At 57.4% G+C, this 17,747-nt stretch carries 19 protein-coding genes; 12 read left to right on the forward strand and 7 right to left on the reverse strand.

Annotated elements, in window-relative coordinates; all coding sequences use genetic code 11:
• Nucleotides 1-79 precede the first annotated feature (79 nt).
• The 5 genes from ACR0CE_RS10540 to ACR0CE_RS10560 are packed head-to-tail and all read right to left on the reverse strand — an operon-like array spanning nt 80 to nt 3,462.
• A complete protein-coding gene (locus ACR0CE_RS10540) occupies nt 80-742 on the reverse strand; it encodes a DUF1194 domain-containing protein (RefSeq protein WP_480832288.1) in 663 nt (220 codons plus the stop codon).
• 54 nt (nt 743-796) lie between these two features.
• A complete protein-coding gene (locus tag ACR0CE_RS10545) occupies nt 797-1,825 on the reverse strand; it encodes a MaoC family dehydratase (RefSeq protein ID WP_480832290.1) in 1,029 nt (342 codons plus the stop codon).
• Nucleotides 1,825-2,031, reverse strand: a complete 207-nt coding sequence (locus tag ACR0CE_RS10550; RefSeq protein ID WP_480483152.1) for a DUF1737 domain-containing protein — start codon at nt 2,029-2,031, stop codon at nt 1,825-1,827. Before ACR0CE_RS10550 ends, ACR0CE_RS10545 begins: the two co-directional genes overlap by 1 nt.
• A 12-nt stretch (nt 2,032-2,043) precedes the next feature.
• The gene (locus ACR0CE_RS10555; protein ID WP_209506524.1) at nt 2,044-2,598 is read right to left on the reverse strand and encodes an NnrU family protein; all 555 of its coding nucleotides are present in this window, start codon (nt 2,596-2,598) and stop codon (nt 2,044-2,046) included.
• A 6-nt stretch (nt 2,599-2,604) separates the two neighbouring features.
• On the reverse strand, nt 2,605-3,462 hold the full coding sequence (locus ACR0CE_RS10560) for an HpcH/HpaI aldolase/citrate lyase family protein (RefSeq protein ID WP_480832292.1): 858 nt from the start codon (nt 3,460-3,462) through the stop codon (nt 2,605-2,607).
• 181 nt (nt 3,463-3,643) lie between these two features.
• Between ACR0CE_RS10560 and ACR0CE_RS10565 the strand changes: the two genes are divergently transcribed.
• A complete protein-coding gene (locus tag ACR0CE_RS10565) occupies nt 3,644-3,937 on the forward strand; it encodes a hypothetical protein (protein WP_480832294.1) in 294 nt (97 codons plus the stop codon).
• On the opposite strand, the gene ACR0CE_RS10570 is transcribed toward ACR0CE_RS10565, so the two are convergent.
• A complete protein-coding gene (locus tag ACR0CE_RS10570; protein WP_267363195.1) occupies nt 3,938-4,693 on the reverse strand; it encodes a sulfite exporter TauE/SafE family protein in 756 nt (251 codons plus the stop codon). It lies immediately after the preceding gene.
• 161 nt (nt 4,694-4,854) lie between these two features.
• Between ACR0CE_RS10570 and mdh the strand changes: the two genes are divergently transcribed.
• From mdh to lpdA, 11 genes are all read left to right on the forward strand, one after another.
• Complete coding sequence (mdh, locus tag ACR0CE_RS10575) at nt 4,855-5,817, forward strand: malate dehydrogenase (RefSeq protein ID WP_267363196.1); 963 nt, start codon at nt 4,855-4,857, stop codon at nt 5,815-5,817.
• A gap of 308 nt (nt 5,818-6,125) precedes the next feature.
• Nucleotides 6,126-7,319 (forward strand): ADP-forming succinate--CoA ligase subunit beta, encoded by a 1,194-nt coding sequence (gene sucC / locus ACR0CE_RS10580; protein ID WP_267363198.1) that lies wholly within the window; start codon nt 6,126-6,128, stop codon nt 7,317-7,319.
• 79 nt (nt 7,320-7,398) lie between these two features.
• A complete protein-coding gene (locus ACR0CE_RS10585) occupies nt 7,399-7,932 on the forward strand; it encodes a hypothetical protein (RefSeq protein ID WP_480483144.1) in 534 nt (177 codons plus the stop codon).
• Nucleotides 7,933-8,063: 131 nt separating this feature from the next.
• Nucleotides 8,064-8,891, forward strand: coding sequence for a glycosyltransferase family 25 protein (locus tag ACR0CE_RS10590; protein WP_480832296.1), 828 nt, complete (start codon nt 8,064-8,066; stop codon nt 8,889-8,891).
• Nucleotides 8,892-8,904: 13 nt separating this feature from the next.
• Entirely contained in the window at nt 8,905-9,786 is an 882-nt protein-coding gene (gene sucD, locus ACR0CE_RS10595; protein ID WP_209506539.1) for a succinate--CoA ligase subunit alpha, read from the forward strand.
• A gap of 122 nt (nt 9,787-9,908) precedes the next feature.
• Nucleotides 9,909-10,406 (forward strand): DUF805 domain-containing protein, encoded by a 498-nt coding sequence (locus tag ACR0CE_RS10600; RefSeq protein ID WP_267363203.1) that lies wholly within the window; start codon nt 9,909-9,911, stop codon nt 10,404-10,406.
• On the forward strand, nt 10,403-10,945 hold the full coding sequence (locus ACR0CE_RS10605; RefSeq protein WP_480832298.1) for a DUF805 domain-containing protein: 543 nt from the start codon (nt 10,403-10,405) through the stop codon (nt 10,943-10,945). The genes ACR0CE_RS10600 and ACR0CE_RS10605 overlap by 4 nt, the downstream gene beginning before the upstream one ends.
• A complete protein-coding gene (locus ACR0CE_RS10610; RefSeq protein ID WP_480832300.1) occupies nt 10,942-13,899 on the forward strand; it encodes a 2-oxoglutarate dehydrogenase E1 component in 2,958 nt (985 codons plus the stop codon). Before ACR0CE_RS10605 ends, ACR0CE_RS10610 begins: the two co-directional genes overlap by 4 nt.
• A 3-nt stretch (nt 13,900-13,902) precedes the next feature.
• A complete protein-coding gene (odhB, locus tag ACR0CE_RS10615) occupies nt 13,903-15,408 on the forward strand; it encodes a 2-oxoglutarate dehydrogenase complex dihydrolipoyllysine-residue succinyltransferase (protein ID WP_480506728.1) in 1,506 nt (501 codons plus the stop codon).
• A 2-nt stretch (nt 15,409-15,410) separates the two neighbouring features.
• Entirely contained in the window at nt 15,411-15,680 is a 270-nt protein-coding gene (locus tag ACR0CE_RS10620; RefSeq protein WP_480832302.1) for a hypothetical protein, read from the forward strand.
• 72 nt (nt 15,681-15,752) lie between these two features.
• Nucleotides 15,753-17,141 carry a dihydrolipoyl dehydrogenase gene (gene lpdA / locus ACR0CE_RS10625; protein WP_480832304.1) on the forward strand — a complete coding sequence of 463 codons (1,389 nt, stop codon included), beginning with the start codon at nt 15,753-15,755 and terminating at the stop codon, nt 17,139-17,141.
• Nucleotides 17,142-17,162: 21 nt separating this feature from the next.
• Here lpdA and ACR0CE_RS10630 read toward each other — a convergent pair whose 3' ends face one another.
• Nucleotides 17,163-17,741: a TetR/AcrR family transcriptional regulator gene (locus ACR0CE_RS10630; RefSeq protein WP_480506724.1), complete on the reverse strand. Its 579-nt coding sequence runs from the start codon at nt 17,739-17,741 to the stop codon at nt 17,163-17,165.
• Nucleotides 17,742-17,747: the final 6 nt, after the last annotated feature.

The raw sequence follows: 17,747 nt of genomic DNA on the forward strand, positions 1-17,747 counted from the left end.
TGATCACATATCACATTCCGCGCTGTCAATGTTAGCGTTTTCAAGGCCAAAGAGATGTGATCACGAATCTCTCAAGCCGTCATTTCAGGTCTGCTGTTTGCTGCGTCACTTCGCGCAGCAGTTTTCGGCGAATTCGTTCCGGGTAATCCGCGAACCCGGTGGCGGAAACGACAAAAGCACCTTCGCCCACGATGACATTCTCAAAGAAATACGCCGTCAGATCCGGTTCGCTTTCCTCAATAGCCAGCGCGTTGACAACGATCCCCTCGGCGCGCAGGGCCGCATGAACCCGCGTCGGTTCAATCCCTTCATTGGACACACCGTCCCCTGACAGGTCAATCAGATGCCGTCGGCAGTCGGAAACCGAATCGAATGAACTCAGGGTCATTTGAAGCGCCTCGCCGATAGCCGTCGAAAAATTCCGCCAGATGCGCGGATCGGCAGCAACCTGGCTTGCAAACTGATCCAGCGTGGCAAAGCTATCGATATGGGTCCAGGGAATAGTGATCCGCTGGCGCGATGAGCCGGTCCATTGCACCAGCATCAGCCGCGCCTGCCCCCGCACCAGTGCCTCGGACACGATCGGGTCGCGCAAACCGGCGGCCAACCCATCCATCTGGATGCGGTATTCGCTGCTATCGACCGAACCAGAAACATCCACGGCCAAAGCCAAGGCCAGATCGCAGGCCTGAGCCGCCGGTGCCAGAATAACGCTGGCCAATATCGCGCGTAGCAGGTTCATTGTGCAAACCTATCACGCCTTGCAAGCCGTGGCGTCACATATCCGTCAGATCGCTTATTTGGGCATCAATGCCCAATAGTCGAGATCCAGCAGAACGTCTGGCAGGTACCGCCCTTCTTCGTTCTTCAGCTTGAACGGATCACCTCCCTTGGTCGCGACCAGACGCAATCGCACTGCGCCTATGCCGGGAACCCCGGTTTCCGCTTTGTCCAGAACTTCGGACCATGCCTTGATCGTATCACCCGCAAAACACGGGTTAGCATGGGCACCACCATTCAAGCCGACAATCATCTGCGCATTTGCAAGGCCATTGAAGGACAAAGTCCGCGCCATCGAGATTACATGCCCACCATAAATGAGCCGCCCTTCGGGACGGAACGTCAGGTCGTAATGCACCTTGGCGGTGTTCTGCCACAGACGTGTGGCCAGCATATGTTCGGCCTCTTCGACGGTGACACCATCCACATGATCGATGGTTTCACCGATCTCATAATCGCCCCAGCGATGCACCTCGCCCGCGAGGGCAAAATCGTAGTTAGCAAAATCGAGCCCTTCCGGCACGGTCAGGTCCTGCGGATCAAGTACAGCCTTCAAATCAGGAACAACCGTCTCGGGCGCGGGTGCATCCATGTTTGCCTTACGCACCATGACCCAACGCACATATTCAAGAACCACCTCGTCCAATTGGTTCAACCCGCGGGTGCGAACCCAGACAACACCGGTTTTTCCGTTGGAATTCTGCTTCAGGCCGATAACCTCTGATACGGATCGCAGCGTATCGCCAGCATAAACGGGCTTCAGCCAACGGCCTTCGGCATAGCCAAGATTGGCAACCGCGTTCAAGGAAATGTCAGGCACGGTTTTGCCGAACACGATGTGGAACGCGGCCAGATCATCAATCGGGCTTTCCGGCAACCCACAGTCCCGAGCAAACTCATCCGAAGAGTAAAGCGCATGACGTGCGGGATAAAGCGCGTGATACAAGCCGCGCTCTCCCTCGGTCACGGTGCGAGGTACTGCATGCTGCAACACCTGCCCTACAGAATAGTCCTCGAAAAATCGGCCCGGATTTGTTTTCGCCATTACTGCTGTCCCAGTTTCATGTCGGGGGAATAGTCGGCCTCGACCTCTTTGGTCACGGCCTGCGCACAACGCATTACGTTGCCGTTGGCATCAAAGACGTAAGCCGGGTCGCCATACAGCTCCCATCCCTTTGACAGGGCGTCGGACACCTTGTGACAGAAAGCCGAAGTGTCTTCTTCGGTCAGCAAGCGATAAAGTTTCGACATCAAATCAAATCCTTATGAGCCGAACGGAGATGGGCCAACCAGCCCGTGGATGTATCCGATAATTCCCATCAGAACGATCGAAGCCACAAAGAACATCGCATCCTTGCCGTAAGTGCCAGGCTCTGCCGGGGTCCACTCGGGTTCAGACTTGTTGATTACAATGACTTCGACCACCGCCCAGGCCAGAAGGCCACCAAACAGAATGATCGAGGCCAGATCGCCGTTCACCAACAGGTGCGCAAAAGCCCACAGCTTGAACCCGCCCAGCATCGGGTGGCGCAACTTGTTCAGCAGCCGGCCTTTTGTGCCCGCAGGGCTCATCATATAAATCGCGATCAAAACCAACAGGTTGTTGACGTGAACCAGAAAGGTTGGCGGCGCCCAAACATGGATGAAGTCGGTCATGCGATACCCGAAGATCATCAGTAGGATCGACGCGACCAAAGCCAGGGCAACAGCGCCTTTACCCGCGTCACCCATTGCGGCGCGGCGTTCAGGTGCCACACGTTTGAACAGATGCGCCCCCCACCACAGCGCCACACCCAAGATCAGAAGAACAAAGCCCATGCTGGCCTACCCCGCTTGCAAAGCTAATATCGCCTCTGCTTTTGCCAGAATTTCGCGGGCAGTTACAACGTGCAGATTTTCGACAATCTTGCCATCGACAACAGCGACCCCTTGGCCAAGCGCCTCGGTCTCTTCAAAGGCCGAGATCTGGCGGCGAGCCAGGTCGATCTCGTCATCCGATGGCGCGAAGGCAGTATTTGCCACTTCGACCTGGGCCGGGTGGATCAGCGTTTTGCCATCAAAGCCCATATCGCGGCCCTGCGCACATTCGAAAGCCAGACCTTCGACATCCTTGAAGGCGTTGTAAACGCCGTCGATGATAATCAGCCCTTCGGCCTTGGCGGCCAGCAAGCACAGCCCTAACGAGGCCATCATAGGCAGGCGATCTGGGCGGAAGCGGGTTTGCAACTCTTTCGCCAGATCATTTGTTCCCATCACGAATCCGGCCATCAGCGGATGCGCGGCGATTTCTGCCGCGTTCAGCATTCCACGCGGGGTTTCCATCATGGCCCAGATCGGCAGATCTCCGGTGATCGCAGCCAGCGCATCCACGTCAGCCGCCGAATTCACCTTAGGCAACAGGACTACGTCGGCATCCATTTCGCGCACAGCCTCGGCATCCGCACGGCCCCATTCGGTGTCCAACCCGTTGATCCGGACAATCTTGACGCGTGACCCGTACCCTCCGGCAGCCAAAGCCGCCTTGAGCGTTTCGCGCGCATTGTCCTTTTCGTTGGCCGCGACCGCATCTTCCAGATCGAAGATGATTGCATCTACCGGCAGAGTGCGGGCCTTTTCCAAAGCCCTATCCCGGGACCCAGGAATATAGAGAACCGAACGATAGGGGCGCTGACGAGGATCCATGGACCACTCCCATTGAAATAAAGTTGCGCGGAATGGGGCATTTTTTACCGGAAAGTTCAACCCCAAAATTGCCGCACCGCAGCAAACAGGGCGCAACGTGCTTTGCCTTAACTGAATTTCGGCCCCTACGCCGCACCCTGACCAGCAGAGGGAACCGAAAGGATTCGGGATGCGAAAGACAATGTTCAAGATGACGATGGGACTTGGGATCATGGTTCTGGCGGCACAACAGGTACAGGCCCAGGGGCAAAACTGCGCACCGCGAGAGGATGTGCTGAAAAGGTTGACCGACACTTATGGCGAAACGCGCAGGGGCTTTGGTCTGGCCCAGCAAGGCGCAGTCATGGAGCTTTTTGCTTCAACTCAAAGCGGCAGTTGGACCATCACGGTGACCTTGCCCAACGGGGTCACCTGCCTCGTCGCTTCGGGGCAAGCTTTTGAGGCTGTAGCCGAAGCGCTGCCCCCGAACGCCTGATCATGTAAGTGCGTCCCAGATCAGTTTACTGCCTGTGAGGGTTAGCAGCACATAGGCAATTCCAAAGAACAGGCGTTCGGACAACATGAAATGTGCGCGGACGCCCAGCCACGCACCGAGAACAGCAAACGGTGTTAACAGCATATCGGCCCATGCCGTCTGCCACGTGAACATGCCCAGATAAGCGTAGGGCACAAACTTCGCGATATTAATCACCCAGAAAACCAATACCGTACTGGCTTGAAACTCGGTCTTTGTCAGCCGTTGGGACAACAGGTAAACGGCAGCTGGAGGGCCTCCGGCATGGCTGACGAAGCTGGTGAAGCCCGCGACCAGCCCTGCAAACAGGCCAGCGGAGGGTGGCAACCGTCTGGCAAACCCGCGCACCCAGCCTTTTGACTGTGCGATGTGCCAGATCACGAACCCGACCGAAATGCCGCCGATCAGCAGGCGCAGCAGGTCATCATCCGTTGAGCGGTAAAGCCATGCCCCCATTGCCACACCGGGTACAGCACCCAGGATCAGCAGGCGCGCATCCCTCCAGCTCCACCGCTTCCAATAAGGGCCCAAAGTGGCCACATCGATCACCATCAGAATCGGCAGCATCAGGGCAAGGGCCTGCCCGGGTGTTAGGATCAAGGCCAGAATCGATGATGACGCAAAAGCCACGCCCGAGCCGAAACCGCCCTTTGAGATACCCGCAAATATCACCGCCGGGATCGCCACTGCAAAAAACATCAGGTTTAATTCAAACATGCACCGGTCCCGGTTTTGGCTTGTCTCAAAGGCCCTTTAGCGCAACCATATGGGGTCTCGCAAACGGTATGCGGTTGTATGCCACGTCGCAGAACTCTTGCCTAATGCCGTTTTAGCGACTAGCACAGCCGCGATTTCAAAACCGACCGGAGATATTCCAAATGGCCAGACCCAAGATTGCGCTGATCGGCGCGGGGAACATCGGCGGCACGCTTGCGCATCTTGCAGCTGTCAAAGAACTGGGTGACGTTGTCCTGTTTGACATTGCTGACGGATTGCCACAGGGCAAGGCGCTCGACATCGCCGAATCCGGCCCGTCCGAAGGCTTTGACGCTTCGATGAAAGGTACCAGCGACTATGCCGATATCGCTGGCGCGGATGTCTGCATCGTGACCGCAGGCGTAGCCCGCAAACCGGGCATGAGCCGCGATGACCTGCTGGGCATCAACCTGAAAGTCATGAAGTCGGTCGGCGAAGGGATCGCAGCGCATGCGCCCGATGCGTTCGTGATCTGCATCACCAACCCGCTGGACGCCATGGTCTGGGCGCTGCGCGAATTCTCGGGCCTGCCGCACAACAAAGTCTGCGGCATGGCTGGCGTGCTGGATTCAGCACGTTTCGCGCATTTCCTGTCGGAAGAGTTCAACGTCTCGATGCGCGATGTAACCGCGTTCGTGTTGGGCGGACATGGCGACACCATGGTGCCGTCGGTTCGTTATTCGACCGTTGCCGGTATCCCGCTGCCTGATCTGGTTGAAATGGGCTGGACCTCGCAAGAAAAGCTGGATGCCATCGTACAGCGCACCCGTGATGGTGGCGCGGAAATCGTAGGCCTGCTGAAAACCGGGTCGGCTTATTACGCGCCCGCCACTTCGGCTATCGAAATGGCCGAAGCCTATCTGAAGGACCAGAAGCGTGTTCTGCCTTGTGCGGCGTACTGCAGCGGTGAATTAGGCGTTAACGGCCTTTATGTCGGGGTGCCGACAGTCATCGGCGCTGGTGGCGTCGAGCGCATCGTAAACATCAAGCTGAACGAAGACGAGCAAGCCGGTTTCGACAATTCGGTCAACGCCGTGAAAGGCCTGATCGAGGCATGCAAAGGCATCGACAGTTCACTGGCGTAAAACTGCCAGACAATTTGAATTTGAGGCCGGCCCAATTGTGGGCCGGTTTTCATTTGCCACCGCGGAACCCGGCCGCATATGTTGGCGCAAACGTCGCAAATCCCTTTTTTCGAATGTGATTTCAAAAAACTGTGCAGGATTATCGAATCAATTGATGACACTCGAGCTTTTGTGATCACACCCTAAAAACCCGTGATCACAAATGTTGAAAATCTTCGGCAATTTCCCGTCACAGATCAAAAAACCCTTTAAATTTACCCGCTAGACACGCCTATAACGGTTAAACGCAGTCAGACGGGACAATTTCGATGAACATTCACGAATATCAGGCCAAGGCTCTTCTTCGCAGCTACGGCGCTCCGGTCTCCGATGGTCGCGCCGTGCTGCGCGCCGAGGAAGCCAAAACCGCAGCCGGCGAACTGGATGGACCGCTTTGGGTCGTCAAGGCGCAGATACACGCGGGTGGCCGTGGCAAAGGATCCTTCAAAGAAGCCGACGCTGGTGAAAAAGGCGGTGTCCGTCTGACGAAATCGGTCGAGGAAGCGGCCGAAGAAGCCAAGAAGATGCTGGGTCGCACTCTGGTCACCCATCAGACGGGTCCGGCAGGCAAGCAGGTCAACCGCATCTATATCGAAGCCGGTTCCGGCATCGAGCGTGAGTTGTACCTGGCCCTGCTGGTAGATCGTCAGACCAGCCGTATCTCGTTTGTCTGCTCGACCGAAGGCGGTATGGACATCGAAGAAGTCGCCGCCGCGACGCCCGAGAAAATCCTGTCCTTCTCGGTTGACCCGGCCACCGGCTACCAACCCTACCATGGTCGCCGCATCGCGTTTTCGCTGGGTCTGGAGGGCGCGCAGGTCAAGCAATGTGTCAGGCTTATGGGCATCCTCTACAAAGCCTTCGTCGAGAAGGACATGGAGATGCTGGAGATCAACCCGCTGATCGTATCCGACAGCGGCGACCTGAAAGTGCTGGATGCCAAAGTTGGCTTTGATGGCAACGCGGTCTACCGCCACCCGGATATCGCTGAACTGCGCGACACGACCGAGGAAGACCCCAAGGAACTGGAAGCCAGCAAATACGACCTGAACTACATCGCACTGGACGGTGAGATTGGTTGCATGGTGAACGGTGCCGGTCTGGCGATGGCCACGATGGACATCATCAAGCTTTATGGGGCCGAGCCTGCCAACTTCCTCGACGTGGGCGGCGGTGCGACCAAAGAGAAGGTGACCGAGGCGTTCAAGATCATCACCTCGGACCCGCAGGTCAAAGGCATTCTGGTCAATATCTTCGGCGGCATCATGCGCTGTGATGTTATCGCAGAGGGCGTGGTGGCTGCGGTGAAAGAGGTCGGGCTGCAAGTTCCGCTGGTCGTGCGTCTGGAAGGCACCAATGTCGAGAAAGGCAAAGAGATCATCAACAATTCGGGTCTGGACGTGATCGCGGCGGACAACCTGAAAGACGGTGCCGAGAAGATCGTGAAGGCGGTTAAGGGTTGAGCAGAGTGGGAGGAAGATTTGCAGAAATGCAAACCTTCCTCTGTCCTCGGGATGAGTATCACTTTCAAAGGCCGATTGAATGAATTTCCAGAAGATCTCCTTGGCAACCGCAATTCTTTTAGCTGGTTGCACGAACGCGCCGGTAACACGAAGCAGTGCAATTGAAGAAGCGAGTGTGCTGTTTGAAACGGTCTGCATGGCCAGCTTGGGTAATCCTTCTCAAGCAACTCAAACGCTGGAGAACTCAGACCTTGAACGTATTTCTAACACGTCCGAGGGAGGAACTCGGTTCTTCAGTGAGCCGAATTGGATCTATGCAGTCACCGGAACCAGAACTTCTGATTTTGGAACCAGGGGCAGGGTGGAGTATGACTACTGCTATATAGCGTCGAAAAACCTAACTTCCACTGACGTAGAAGAAATACAAAAGCGGATGGCTGCAAAGCACATCGATGGTTCATCTACTTATCAGACGACCAGAAGCTCTTCGAGAACTACGCTGAGAGCCGACAAACCCATTGCAGGGCGAAATGTCTACATCGTCTCCGGGCAACCTCCGAAACAACCCGCTGGACAGCAATACTCGTCCATCGAACTTCAACAGATAAGATAGCAAGCGAAGGAGCCACTAAAATGGCAGTCCTCATCGACGAAAATACCAAAGTGATCTGTCAGGGCTCTACCGGCTCGCGGACCAAATCGCTGTTGGTACAGACTGCCTGATCTGACTGGAAATGTAACCCCATGACCATCCCCATCTTCCTCATAGGCCTAGAACGCGCCACCGGGCGGGCGCGTTTGATGGCGCAGGAGCTGCAAAAGGCAGGCCTGTCGGCAACGCGCATCAACGCTGTTGATTGCGACGCCGCCACCCGTGAGGAATTCCTGCGTGAATGCCGGTCTGAGGGACCCTGGGGTTATTTCCATACCAAGGACATGGCCTGCACCCTCAGTCACGCCAAAGCGTGGGAGGCCGTTGTCGCCTCCGGCGCGGAGCAGGCTTTGATACTTGAGGATGATGTTTTCCTGTCGCCAGAACTGGCGGATTGGTTGAACGATGCATCCTGGTGGCCAGAGGATGCCGATATCGTGCGGTTCGAACGCTGGCGCAGCACAAAGCTTTTCCTCGCACTTGAGCGCAAAAGCTCATCCCATCTGGGTCGGGAACTGCGCCTGATGCACTCACGCCACCCCGGCGGTGCCGCATATGCGTTGACCCGGCAAGCGGCAGAACACTTTCTGGCGCAAAAGCCCTATGACATCACGCTGGATGGCCTGTTGTTCAACCCGTCAGCCTCGGCTGCGGCGCGTCGGGTCAATGTCTATCAGGTGGTCCCTGCGATGGTCGAGCAAGGCAACGAAGCGCCGGGCGAAATCCAGATGGGTGCCTCCCGCGCACGCCCTACGGGCTGGCCGCTGGTCCGACAAAAAATCAGGCGCGGTGTCGCCGAAATCAGCAGCGGCCTGCGCACGATGGCCAACCTGGTCCTTGGTCGCGCCACGCTTCAGAAAATTACCTATGCGCCGCAGGTTCTTCCAGCGGCAGAACCCTATCAATCCAACACCGCCTAGAGAAAGGGACAAAATGGCAGTCCTCATCGACGAAAACACCAAAGTGATCTGTCAGGGCTTTACCGGCTCGCAAGGTACATTCCACAGCGAACAGGCCATTGCCTATGGCACCAAGATGGTTGGCGGCGTAACCCCGGGCAAAGGCGGGATGGAGCATCTGGGCCTGCCCGTGTTCAACTCGGTCCACGAGGCAAAGCACGTGACCGAAGCCAACGCATCGGTGATCTACGTACCGCCTCCATTCGCGGCGGACTCGATCCTCGAAGCGATTGATGCCGAGATGGAAGTGATTGTCTGCATCACCGAAGGCATCCCGGTTCTGGATATGATGAAGGTGAAACGCGCGCTGGAAGGCAGCAAGTCGCGCCTGATCGGCCCGAACTGTCCCGGTGTCATCACGCCCGACGCCTGCAAGATCGGCATCATGCCCGGCCATATTCACAAACGCGGGAGCGTGGGTGTCGTTTCCCGCTCGGGTACACTTACTTATGAGGCCGTGAAACAGACAACGGACGTAGGACTGGGCCAGTCCACCTGTGTGGGCATTGGCGGCGACCCGATCAAAGGAACTGAGCATATCGACGTGCTGGAATGGTTCCTGGCGGACGACGAGACCACGTCGATAATCATGATTGGCGAGATTGGTGGTTCGGCCGAGGAAGAGGCCGCACAGTTCCTGGCGGATGAGGCCAAGAAGGGCCGCAAAAAGCCGGTTGCAGGTTTCATCGCAGGCCGCACAGCCCCTCCGGGCCGCCGCATGGGCCACGCGGGCGCGATTGTCGCCGGCGGCAAAGGCGGTGCCGAGGACAAGATCGAAGCCATGCGCTCGGCCGGTATCGTCGTGGCCGAAAGCCCGGCACAGCTGGGTGAGGCTGTGTTGGAAGCGATTGGGTAAGTGATGGCTGCCGGTCGCACATGTGTGCAGAGGGCAGCGCCCGACTGCGGGTGGGTGCAACGCACCCGCCCATGGGGCGGTCGGGCGCTGCCCCGGCAGTGCCGCCGAGTAAGTGAGTGTTAATGGGGCCGAAACAAGCCATATCGACTGGTATTCGAAAAGCACTCGTCTTTTCAGGCAGGGCTACGCGCGCCGAGTTTTGGTGGTTCGCACCTTTGGCGGCTATGATGCCAATAATTGTAACTCTGCATCTTGACTGGCGTGTTTCCTTCGGCTGGGGAATCGGGCGGTTGATAGTGGTGATGGCAACCTCTATCCCTTTGCTCGCGGCTATGAGCCGACGGTTACAAGATACTGGAGAAGATGGTCACCAGGCCCTGTATCCTTTCATGCCAATTATACTCATCTGGATTGGGCACCAGGTCTTCTTGTTGTTCAGTTTATTGATAGGTGGGCCAATTTTGTGGCTGATCTTGGCATTCCTGACCCTTGGGCCGATGTTTCTAGCGGCACTCGTCGCGAGTGTGATGGTAACAGCAAATATCATCGGAATGATGCTGGTCGCGTCTGAGCCGGGGAACAACCGGTTTGGTGTACCAAATGGAGAAGTGACCGCATGACCTTCTCCGACGCCATCCGCACCTGCTTCTCCAAGTTTTTCACCTTCTCAGGTCGCGCATCACGCCCCGAATACTGGTTCTTTTTCCTGTTCATCGTGATCTGGAACATCATTGCCGGGATCATCGATGCGCAGTTCTTCACTCAAGTTGCAGTGACCGAAACCGAAACATCCAAATCCGTGTCGGCCACGTCCTCGCAACCGGTGCAGGGCATCGTCAGCCTGATCGTCTTCTTTCCCCATCTGGCAGTTGCTTTCCGGCGGATGCACGATACCGGTCGCAGCGGGCTGTATGCTCTGCTGCCGATCCTGTTGATCCTTGGCGCCGGAGCTGTGCTCGTTTTCGGTATCGGCTTGGCCTCTCATTTCCAGCATGGCGGCAGGCTAGATATCCTGTTCACCCGCGCCACGTTGCTCATCGTTCTTCCGACACTACTGGTACTGGTGGTGTCGCCCCTCCTGGTTCTATGGTGGCTGACACGCCCCAGCCAGCCAGGCACCAATCAATACGGTCCCAACCCAACAGAGGTAGCCCTATGACCGAACATTCGCCCAATTCCGCCTTTCATGCCTCAAGCTTCATGCAGGGGCATAATGCCGAATATCTGGAGCAGCTTTATGCGCAATACACAAAGAACCCCGGTGCGGTGGACGCCGCATGGGGCGCGTTCTTTGATGCCATGGGCGATGATGCCCCCGATGTTCAACGCGAAGCCGAAGGCCCGTCCTGGGCGCGCACCGACTGGCCGCCAATGCCAGCAGACGACCTGACTGGTGCGCTGACTGGTGAATGGGCCGAGATTGACGCCAAAGCGGCGGGCAAGAAGATCAAGGACAAGGCGGCTGAAAAAGGGGCTGAGGTCAGCGACGACCAGATCAAACGCGCCGTGCTGGACAGTTTGCGAGCACTGATGCTGATCCGGGCCTATCGCATCCGGGGCCATCTGGCCGCGGATCTGGACCCGCTGGGCATGCGCGCTGCCAGCACCCATCCTGAGCTGGACCCGAAGACTTACGGTTTCACCGATGCCGACATGGATCGCCCGATCTTTATCGACAACGTGCTGGGACTGCAGGTCGCTTCGATGCGGCAGATCGTTGAAATCGTGAAACGCACATACTGCGGCACCTTTGCGCTGCAATACATGCATATCTCGAACCCGGAAGAGGCCGCCTGGCTGAAAGAGCGGATCGAGGGCTATGGCAAGGAAATCCAGTTCACCAAGGAAGGCCGCAAGGCGATCCTGAACAAAATGGTCGAGGCCGAGGGTTTCGAGAAGTTCCTGCACGTCAAGTACATGGGTACCAAGCGGTTCGGTCTGGACGGTGGCGAGGCGCTTATCCCGGCGATGGAACAGATCATCAAGCGCGGTGGAGCGCTTGGCCTTAGTGACATCGTCATCGGGATGCCGCACCGGGGTCGCCTGAACATTCTGGCCAACGTGATGGGCAAGCCTTATCGCGCGATTTTCAACGAATTCCAGGGCGGTAGCTTCAAGCCCGAAGACGTGGATGGCTCTGGCGACGTGAAATATCACCTCGGCGCCTCCAGCGATCGCGAATTCGATGGCAACAGTGTGCACCTGTCACTGACCGCCAACCCCTCTCACCTTGAGGCGGTAAACCCGGTGGTTCTGGGTAAGGTCCGCGCCAAGCAGGACCAACTGGGCGATACAGATCGCACAAGGGTCATGGCCATTTTGCTGCACGGTGACGCGGCCTTTGCCGGTCAGGGTGTGGTGGCCGAAGGCTTTGGCCTGTCAGGCCTGAAAGGGCACAGAACCGGCGGCACCATGCATATCGTGGTGAACAACCAGATCGGGTTCACTACCGCGCCGCATTTCAGCCGCTCGAGCCCCTATCCCACCGATATCGCGCTGATGGTCGAGGCCCCGATCTTCCATGTGAACGGCGACGACCCCGAGGCGGTTGTTCACGCCGCGAAAGTGGCGACCGAGTTCCGCCAGAAGTTCCATAAAGACGTGGTTCTGGACATCTTCTGCTATCGCCGGTTTGGCCATAACGAGGGCGATGAGCCCATGTTCACCAACCCGATCATGTACAAGAAGATCAAAACCCATAAAACTACGCTTTCCTTGTACACCGAGCGGCTGGTCAAGGACGGGCTGATCCCTGAGGGTGAGGTCGAAGATATGAAGGCCGCTTTTCAGGCCCACCTGAACGACGAGTTCGAGGCCGGGAAAGACTATAAACCCAACAAGGCCGACTGGCTGGATGGGCGCTGGTCGCATCTGGACAAGAACAAGGATGATTATGTCCGGGGTGAAACAGCGATCTCGGCAGAGACACTGGCGGAAATCGGAGCCGCGCTGACCAAGGCTCCTGACGATTTCGCAATGCACAAAACTGTTGAGAGGTTGCTGGAACATAAAAAACAGATGTTCGAGACTGGTGCAGGCTTCGACTGGGCCACGGGCGAGGCACTGGCGTTTGGCTCGTTGCTGACCGAAGGATATCCCGTGCGTCTGGCCGGACAGGATGCAACACGGGGCACTTTCAGCCAGCGTCACTCTGGGTTTGTTCATCAGGAAACCGAAGAACGGTATTACCCGCTTAACAACATCCGTTCCGGGCAATCCCAATACGATGTCATCGACTCGATGCTGTCGGAATACGCGGTGCTGGGTTTCGAATACGGCTATTCGCTAGCAGAACCGAACGCTCTGGTTCTGTGGGAGGCGCAGTTCGGCGACTTTGCCAACGGTGCGCAGATCATGTTCGACCAGTTTATCAGCTCGGGCGAAAGCAAGTGGCTTCGGATGTCCGGTCTTGTCACGCTGCTGCCGCATGGCTTTGAAGGGCAAGGCCCGGAACACTCGTCAGCGCGTCTGGAACGGTTCCTGCAAATGTGCGGTCAGGACAACTGGATCGTGGCGAACTGTACGACACCCGCGAACTATTTCCACATCCTGCGCCGTCAGTTGCACCGTACTTTCCGGAAACCGCTGATCCTGGTGACACCGAAGTCGCTGCTGCGTCACAAGCTGGCCGTCAGCACGGCGGACGACTTCACCACAGGCTCCAGCTTCCACCGGGTGCTGTGGGATGACGCGCAGAAGGGCAACTCTGACACCAAGCTGGTGGCCGATGACAAGATCAAGCGCGTCGTCATGTGTTCCGGCAAGGTCTATTTCGACCTGCTTGAGGAACGCGACGCGCGTGGCATCGACGACATCTACCTGATGCGGATCGAACAATTCTATCCGTTCCCGGCACATTCACTGATCAACGAACTCGAACGGTTCAAGAATGCCGAGATGGTCTGGTGTCAGGAAGAGCCCAAGAACCAGGGTGCGTGGACCTTTATCGAACCCAACATCGAATGGGTCCTGTCCCGTATCGATGCTAAACACACTCGCCCGACCTATGCCGGTCGCGCCACATCGGCCTCGCCCGCAACGGGGCTGGCCAGCCAACACAAAGCCCAACAAGAAGCGCTGGTTAACGAAGCGCTGAGCATTGAAGGAAAGTAAGCGATGACGATTGAAGTTCGTGTTCCCACGCTTGGCGAATCGGTCACCGAAGCCACAGTTGCAACCTGGTTCAAAAAGCCCGGTGATGCGGTCGCCATGGATGAGATGCTGTGTGAGCTGGAGACAGACAAGGTCACCGTCGAGGTTCCTTCTCCCGCAGCGGGTGTAATGGGTGAAATCGTGGCAGCCGAAGGCGAAACCGTTGGTGTTGACGCCTTGCTGGCAACGATTGCGGCGGGCGAAGGCGCAGCCCCGGCGCCAGCCGCAGCCCCGGCAGCGGCACCTGCCGCATCAGGTGGGTCGGTTGACGTGATGGTTCCGACACTTGGTGAGTCTGTGACGGAGGCAACCGTTTCGACCTGGTTCAAGAAGGTTGGCGACAACGTCGCGCAGGATGAGATGCTGTGCGAATTGGAAACCGATAAAGTCTCGGTTGAAGTTCCCGCACCGACTTCGGGTGTTCTTGCGGAAATCGTTGCTCCAGAAGGATCGACCGTGGATGCGGCTGCCAAGCTGGCTGTCATCTCCGGAGCTGCCGCTGGTGCAGCAGCCGCGCCGGCCCAGGCAGCAGCGGCGGCGCCCGCAGCAACAAGCACCGGAAAAGACGTCGCAAACGCACCGTCCGCCCAGAAAGCAATGGCCGAAGCCGGACTGTCGGCTGATCAGGTCACCGGAACAGGCCGCGACGGTCGCATCATGAAGGAAGACGTAGCCAAAGCCGTTGCAGCAGTTTCAGCCCCGGTACCTGCGGCGGCTGCGCCCGCCCCTGTGGCCCAAGCCCCACGCGCCCCTGTGGCTGCCGAGGACGAGGCCCGCGAAGAACGCGTGCGGATGACCCGCCTGCGTCAGACAATCGCCAAGCGCCTGAAAGATGCACAAAACACCGCTGCGATCCTGACCACCTACAACGAGGTGGACATGACCGAGGTCATGGCCCTGCGCAATCAGTACAAAGACCAGTTCGAGAAGAAGCATGGCGTGCGTTTGGGCTTTATGTCCTTCTTCACCAAGGCCTGCTGCCACGCGCTGAAAGAAGTGCCCGAGGTCAATGCGGAGATTGATGGAACCGACATCGTCTACAAGAACTTCGTGCATATGGGCGTTGCCGCTGGTACGCCGCAGGGTCTGGTCGTTCCCGTGATCCGTGATGCTGACAGCATGTCCTTTGCCGCGATCGAAAAAGCCATCGCCGAAAAGGGCAAGCGCGCCCGTGACGGCAAGCTGAGCATGGCTGAGATGCAGGGTGGCACCTTCACCATCTCGAACGGTGGTGTCTATGGCTCGCTAATGTCCTCGCCGATCCTGAATCCCCCTCAGTCGGGTATTCTGGGCATGCACAAGATCCAGGACCGCCCGATGGTCATCAATGGTGAGATCAAGATCCGCCCGATGATGTATCTGGCCCTGTCTTATGACCACCGGATTGTCGATGGCAAAGGTGCCGTTACCTTCCTCGTTCGTGTGAAAGAGGCGCTGGAAGATCCGCGCCGCCTGCTGATGGACCTGTAAGCATGGCAACGCATGTCCTTTGGCAAGCCGACGTGGCCGATTTCAACGCCTGGCTGAAAGTGTTCCGCGAGGACAAACCGATGCGCAAGGCCGCGGGTATCCGCGACCTGCATGTCTGGCGCGACCCCAACCAAAAAGACCACGCCATCGCGATGTTCGAGGTTACAAACCTGGACAAGGCCAATGCCTTCTTTGGTTCCGAAGAATTGGCGATGCATCACGAGCGGGGCGGAATTGCCCATATCTCGATCAAGCTGCTGGAACCTGTTTGACAACGACTATTTCCGACCCGCCAAATCGGGTCGGGGAAGCGCCGGAACGTCCGGTCGATTTAGGAGAATGTAATGGCAAATTATGACGTCATCGTAATCGGCGCCGGACCCGGCGGCTATGTCTGCGCGATCCGCTGCGCTCAACTGGGTTTGAAAACCGCCGTGGTCGAAGGGCGCGAAACACTGGGCGGTACTTGCCTGAACGTGGGCTGCATTCCCTCGAAGGCGCTGCTGCATGCCAGCCATCAGCTGCACGAGGCCGAGCATAACTTTGCCAAGATGGGCCTGAAGGGCAAAGCGCCTTCGGTCGATTGGAAGCAGATGCAGGCCTACAAGGACGAGGTCATCGACGGCAACACCAAGGGCATCGAATTTCTGTTCAAGAAGAACAAGATCGACTGGCTGAAAGGCTGGGGATCAATCCCAGCCGCAGGTCAGGTCAAGGTGGGTGATGAGGTCCACGAGACCAAGAACATTATCATCGCCTCTGGATCGGAACCATCTTCTCTGCCCGGTGTTGAAGTTGATGAGAAGGTTGTCGTGACTTCAACCGGTGCTTTGTCGCTGAACAAGGTCCCAAAGAAAATGGTTGTGATCGGCGCGGGTGTGATCGGGCTGGAACTGGGATCGGTTTACAGCCGCCTGGGCGCTGAAGTTACCGTGATCGAGTTCCTCAAGGAGATCACGCCGGGCATGGACCCTGAGGTGCAAAAAACCTTCCAGCGCATTCTCAAGAAACAGGGCCTGAATTTCATCATGGGTGCAGCGGTGCAGAAAACCGAAGCGACCAAGACCAAGGCCAAAGTTACCTACAAGCTGCTCAAAGACGACAGTGAACATGTGATCGACGCCGACACTGTGCTGGTCGCCACGGGCCGCAAACCCTATTCGGATGGTCTGGGGCTGGACGCTTTGGGCGTCGAGATGACCCAACGTGGTCAGATCAAGGTTGGTGCCGACTGGCAGACCAACGTGCCGGGCATCTATGCAATTGGCGACGTGACCGAAGGCCCGATGCTGGCACACAAGGCCGAAGACGAAGGAATGGCCGCTGCCGAACAGGTTGCAGGCAAGCACGGTCATGTGAACTACGGCGTGATTCCGGGCGTGATCTACACCTGGCCAGAAGTCGCGAATGTCGGTGAAACCGAAGCGACGCTCAAGGATCAGGGTCGTGCCTATAAGGTCGGTAAGTTCATGTTCATGGGCAATGGGCGTGCCAAGGCGAATTTTGCGGCAGACGGGTTCGTCAAGATTCTGGCCGACAAGGAAACTGATCGCATTCTGGGTGCCCATATCATCGGCCCCGGCGCGGGTGATCTGATCCACGAGGTCTGTGTGGCAATGGAATTCGGTGCTTCTGCCGAGGACCTGGCGCTCACCTGCCACGCGCATCCGACGTATTCCGAAGCGGTGCGCGAGGCTGCCCTGGCCTGCGGGGACGGCCCGATCCACAGCTGACAACCTTGACCCTGGCAGCGATCAGCCTGCCGGGGTCAACCACGCATCCAGATATGTTTCCAGCCTGTCTGTGAACGTTGTCGCTGAATGCAACGCACAATACTGTAAGGACATGGCCTGAATGGCAAAGGCCTGCACGCCTTCTGCCAACAGCTCGGATGGTACATCCTTGCGTACCTCTGCGGTTTCAAGCCACATCATCACGACCCGAAAATATCGTTCAAAACAATAGGCAATCGGCCCAATATCTGCGATGGCCGTTGCCCCCGAGTATCTGATCAACAGATCGAACACGTACCGTTCGGATGTCATGAATTCGTGGACCGGTTCCAGCGATGCGATGATCTCTGGTACCGTTTTGGGTGGAGTTTCGGATTGGGCCTGATCCAGACAGGCATTCAGCTTGTCCGCGATCAGGATTTCCATCAGTGCGTCCTTGTCGCGGAAATGCGCGAAGAAGGTCCCCTTGGCAACTCCCGCGGCCTTTACAACTTCTTCCACCCGCAATGCTTCATATCCGCCATGTCGGATAACCTCTTCCGCAGCTGATAGAAGCTTGGCGCGGGTCTTGATCGTACGTTTCTGGATCGTTTTTTGCATACCGCT

The organism is Ruegeria sp. L11 (assembly GCF_056531755.1).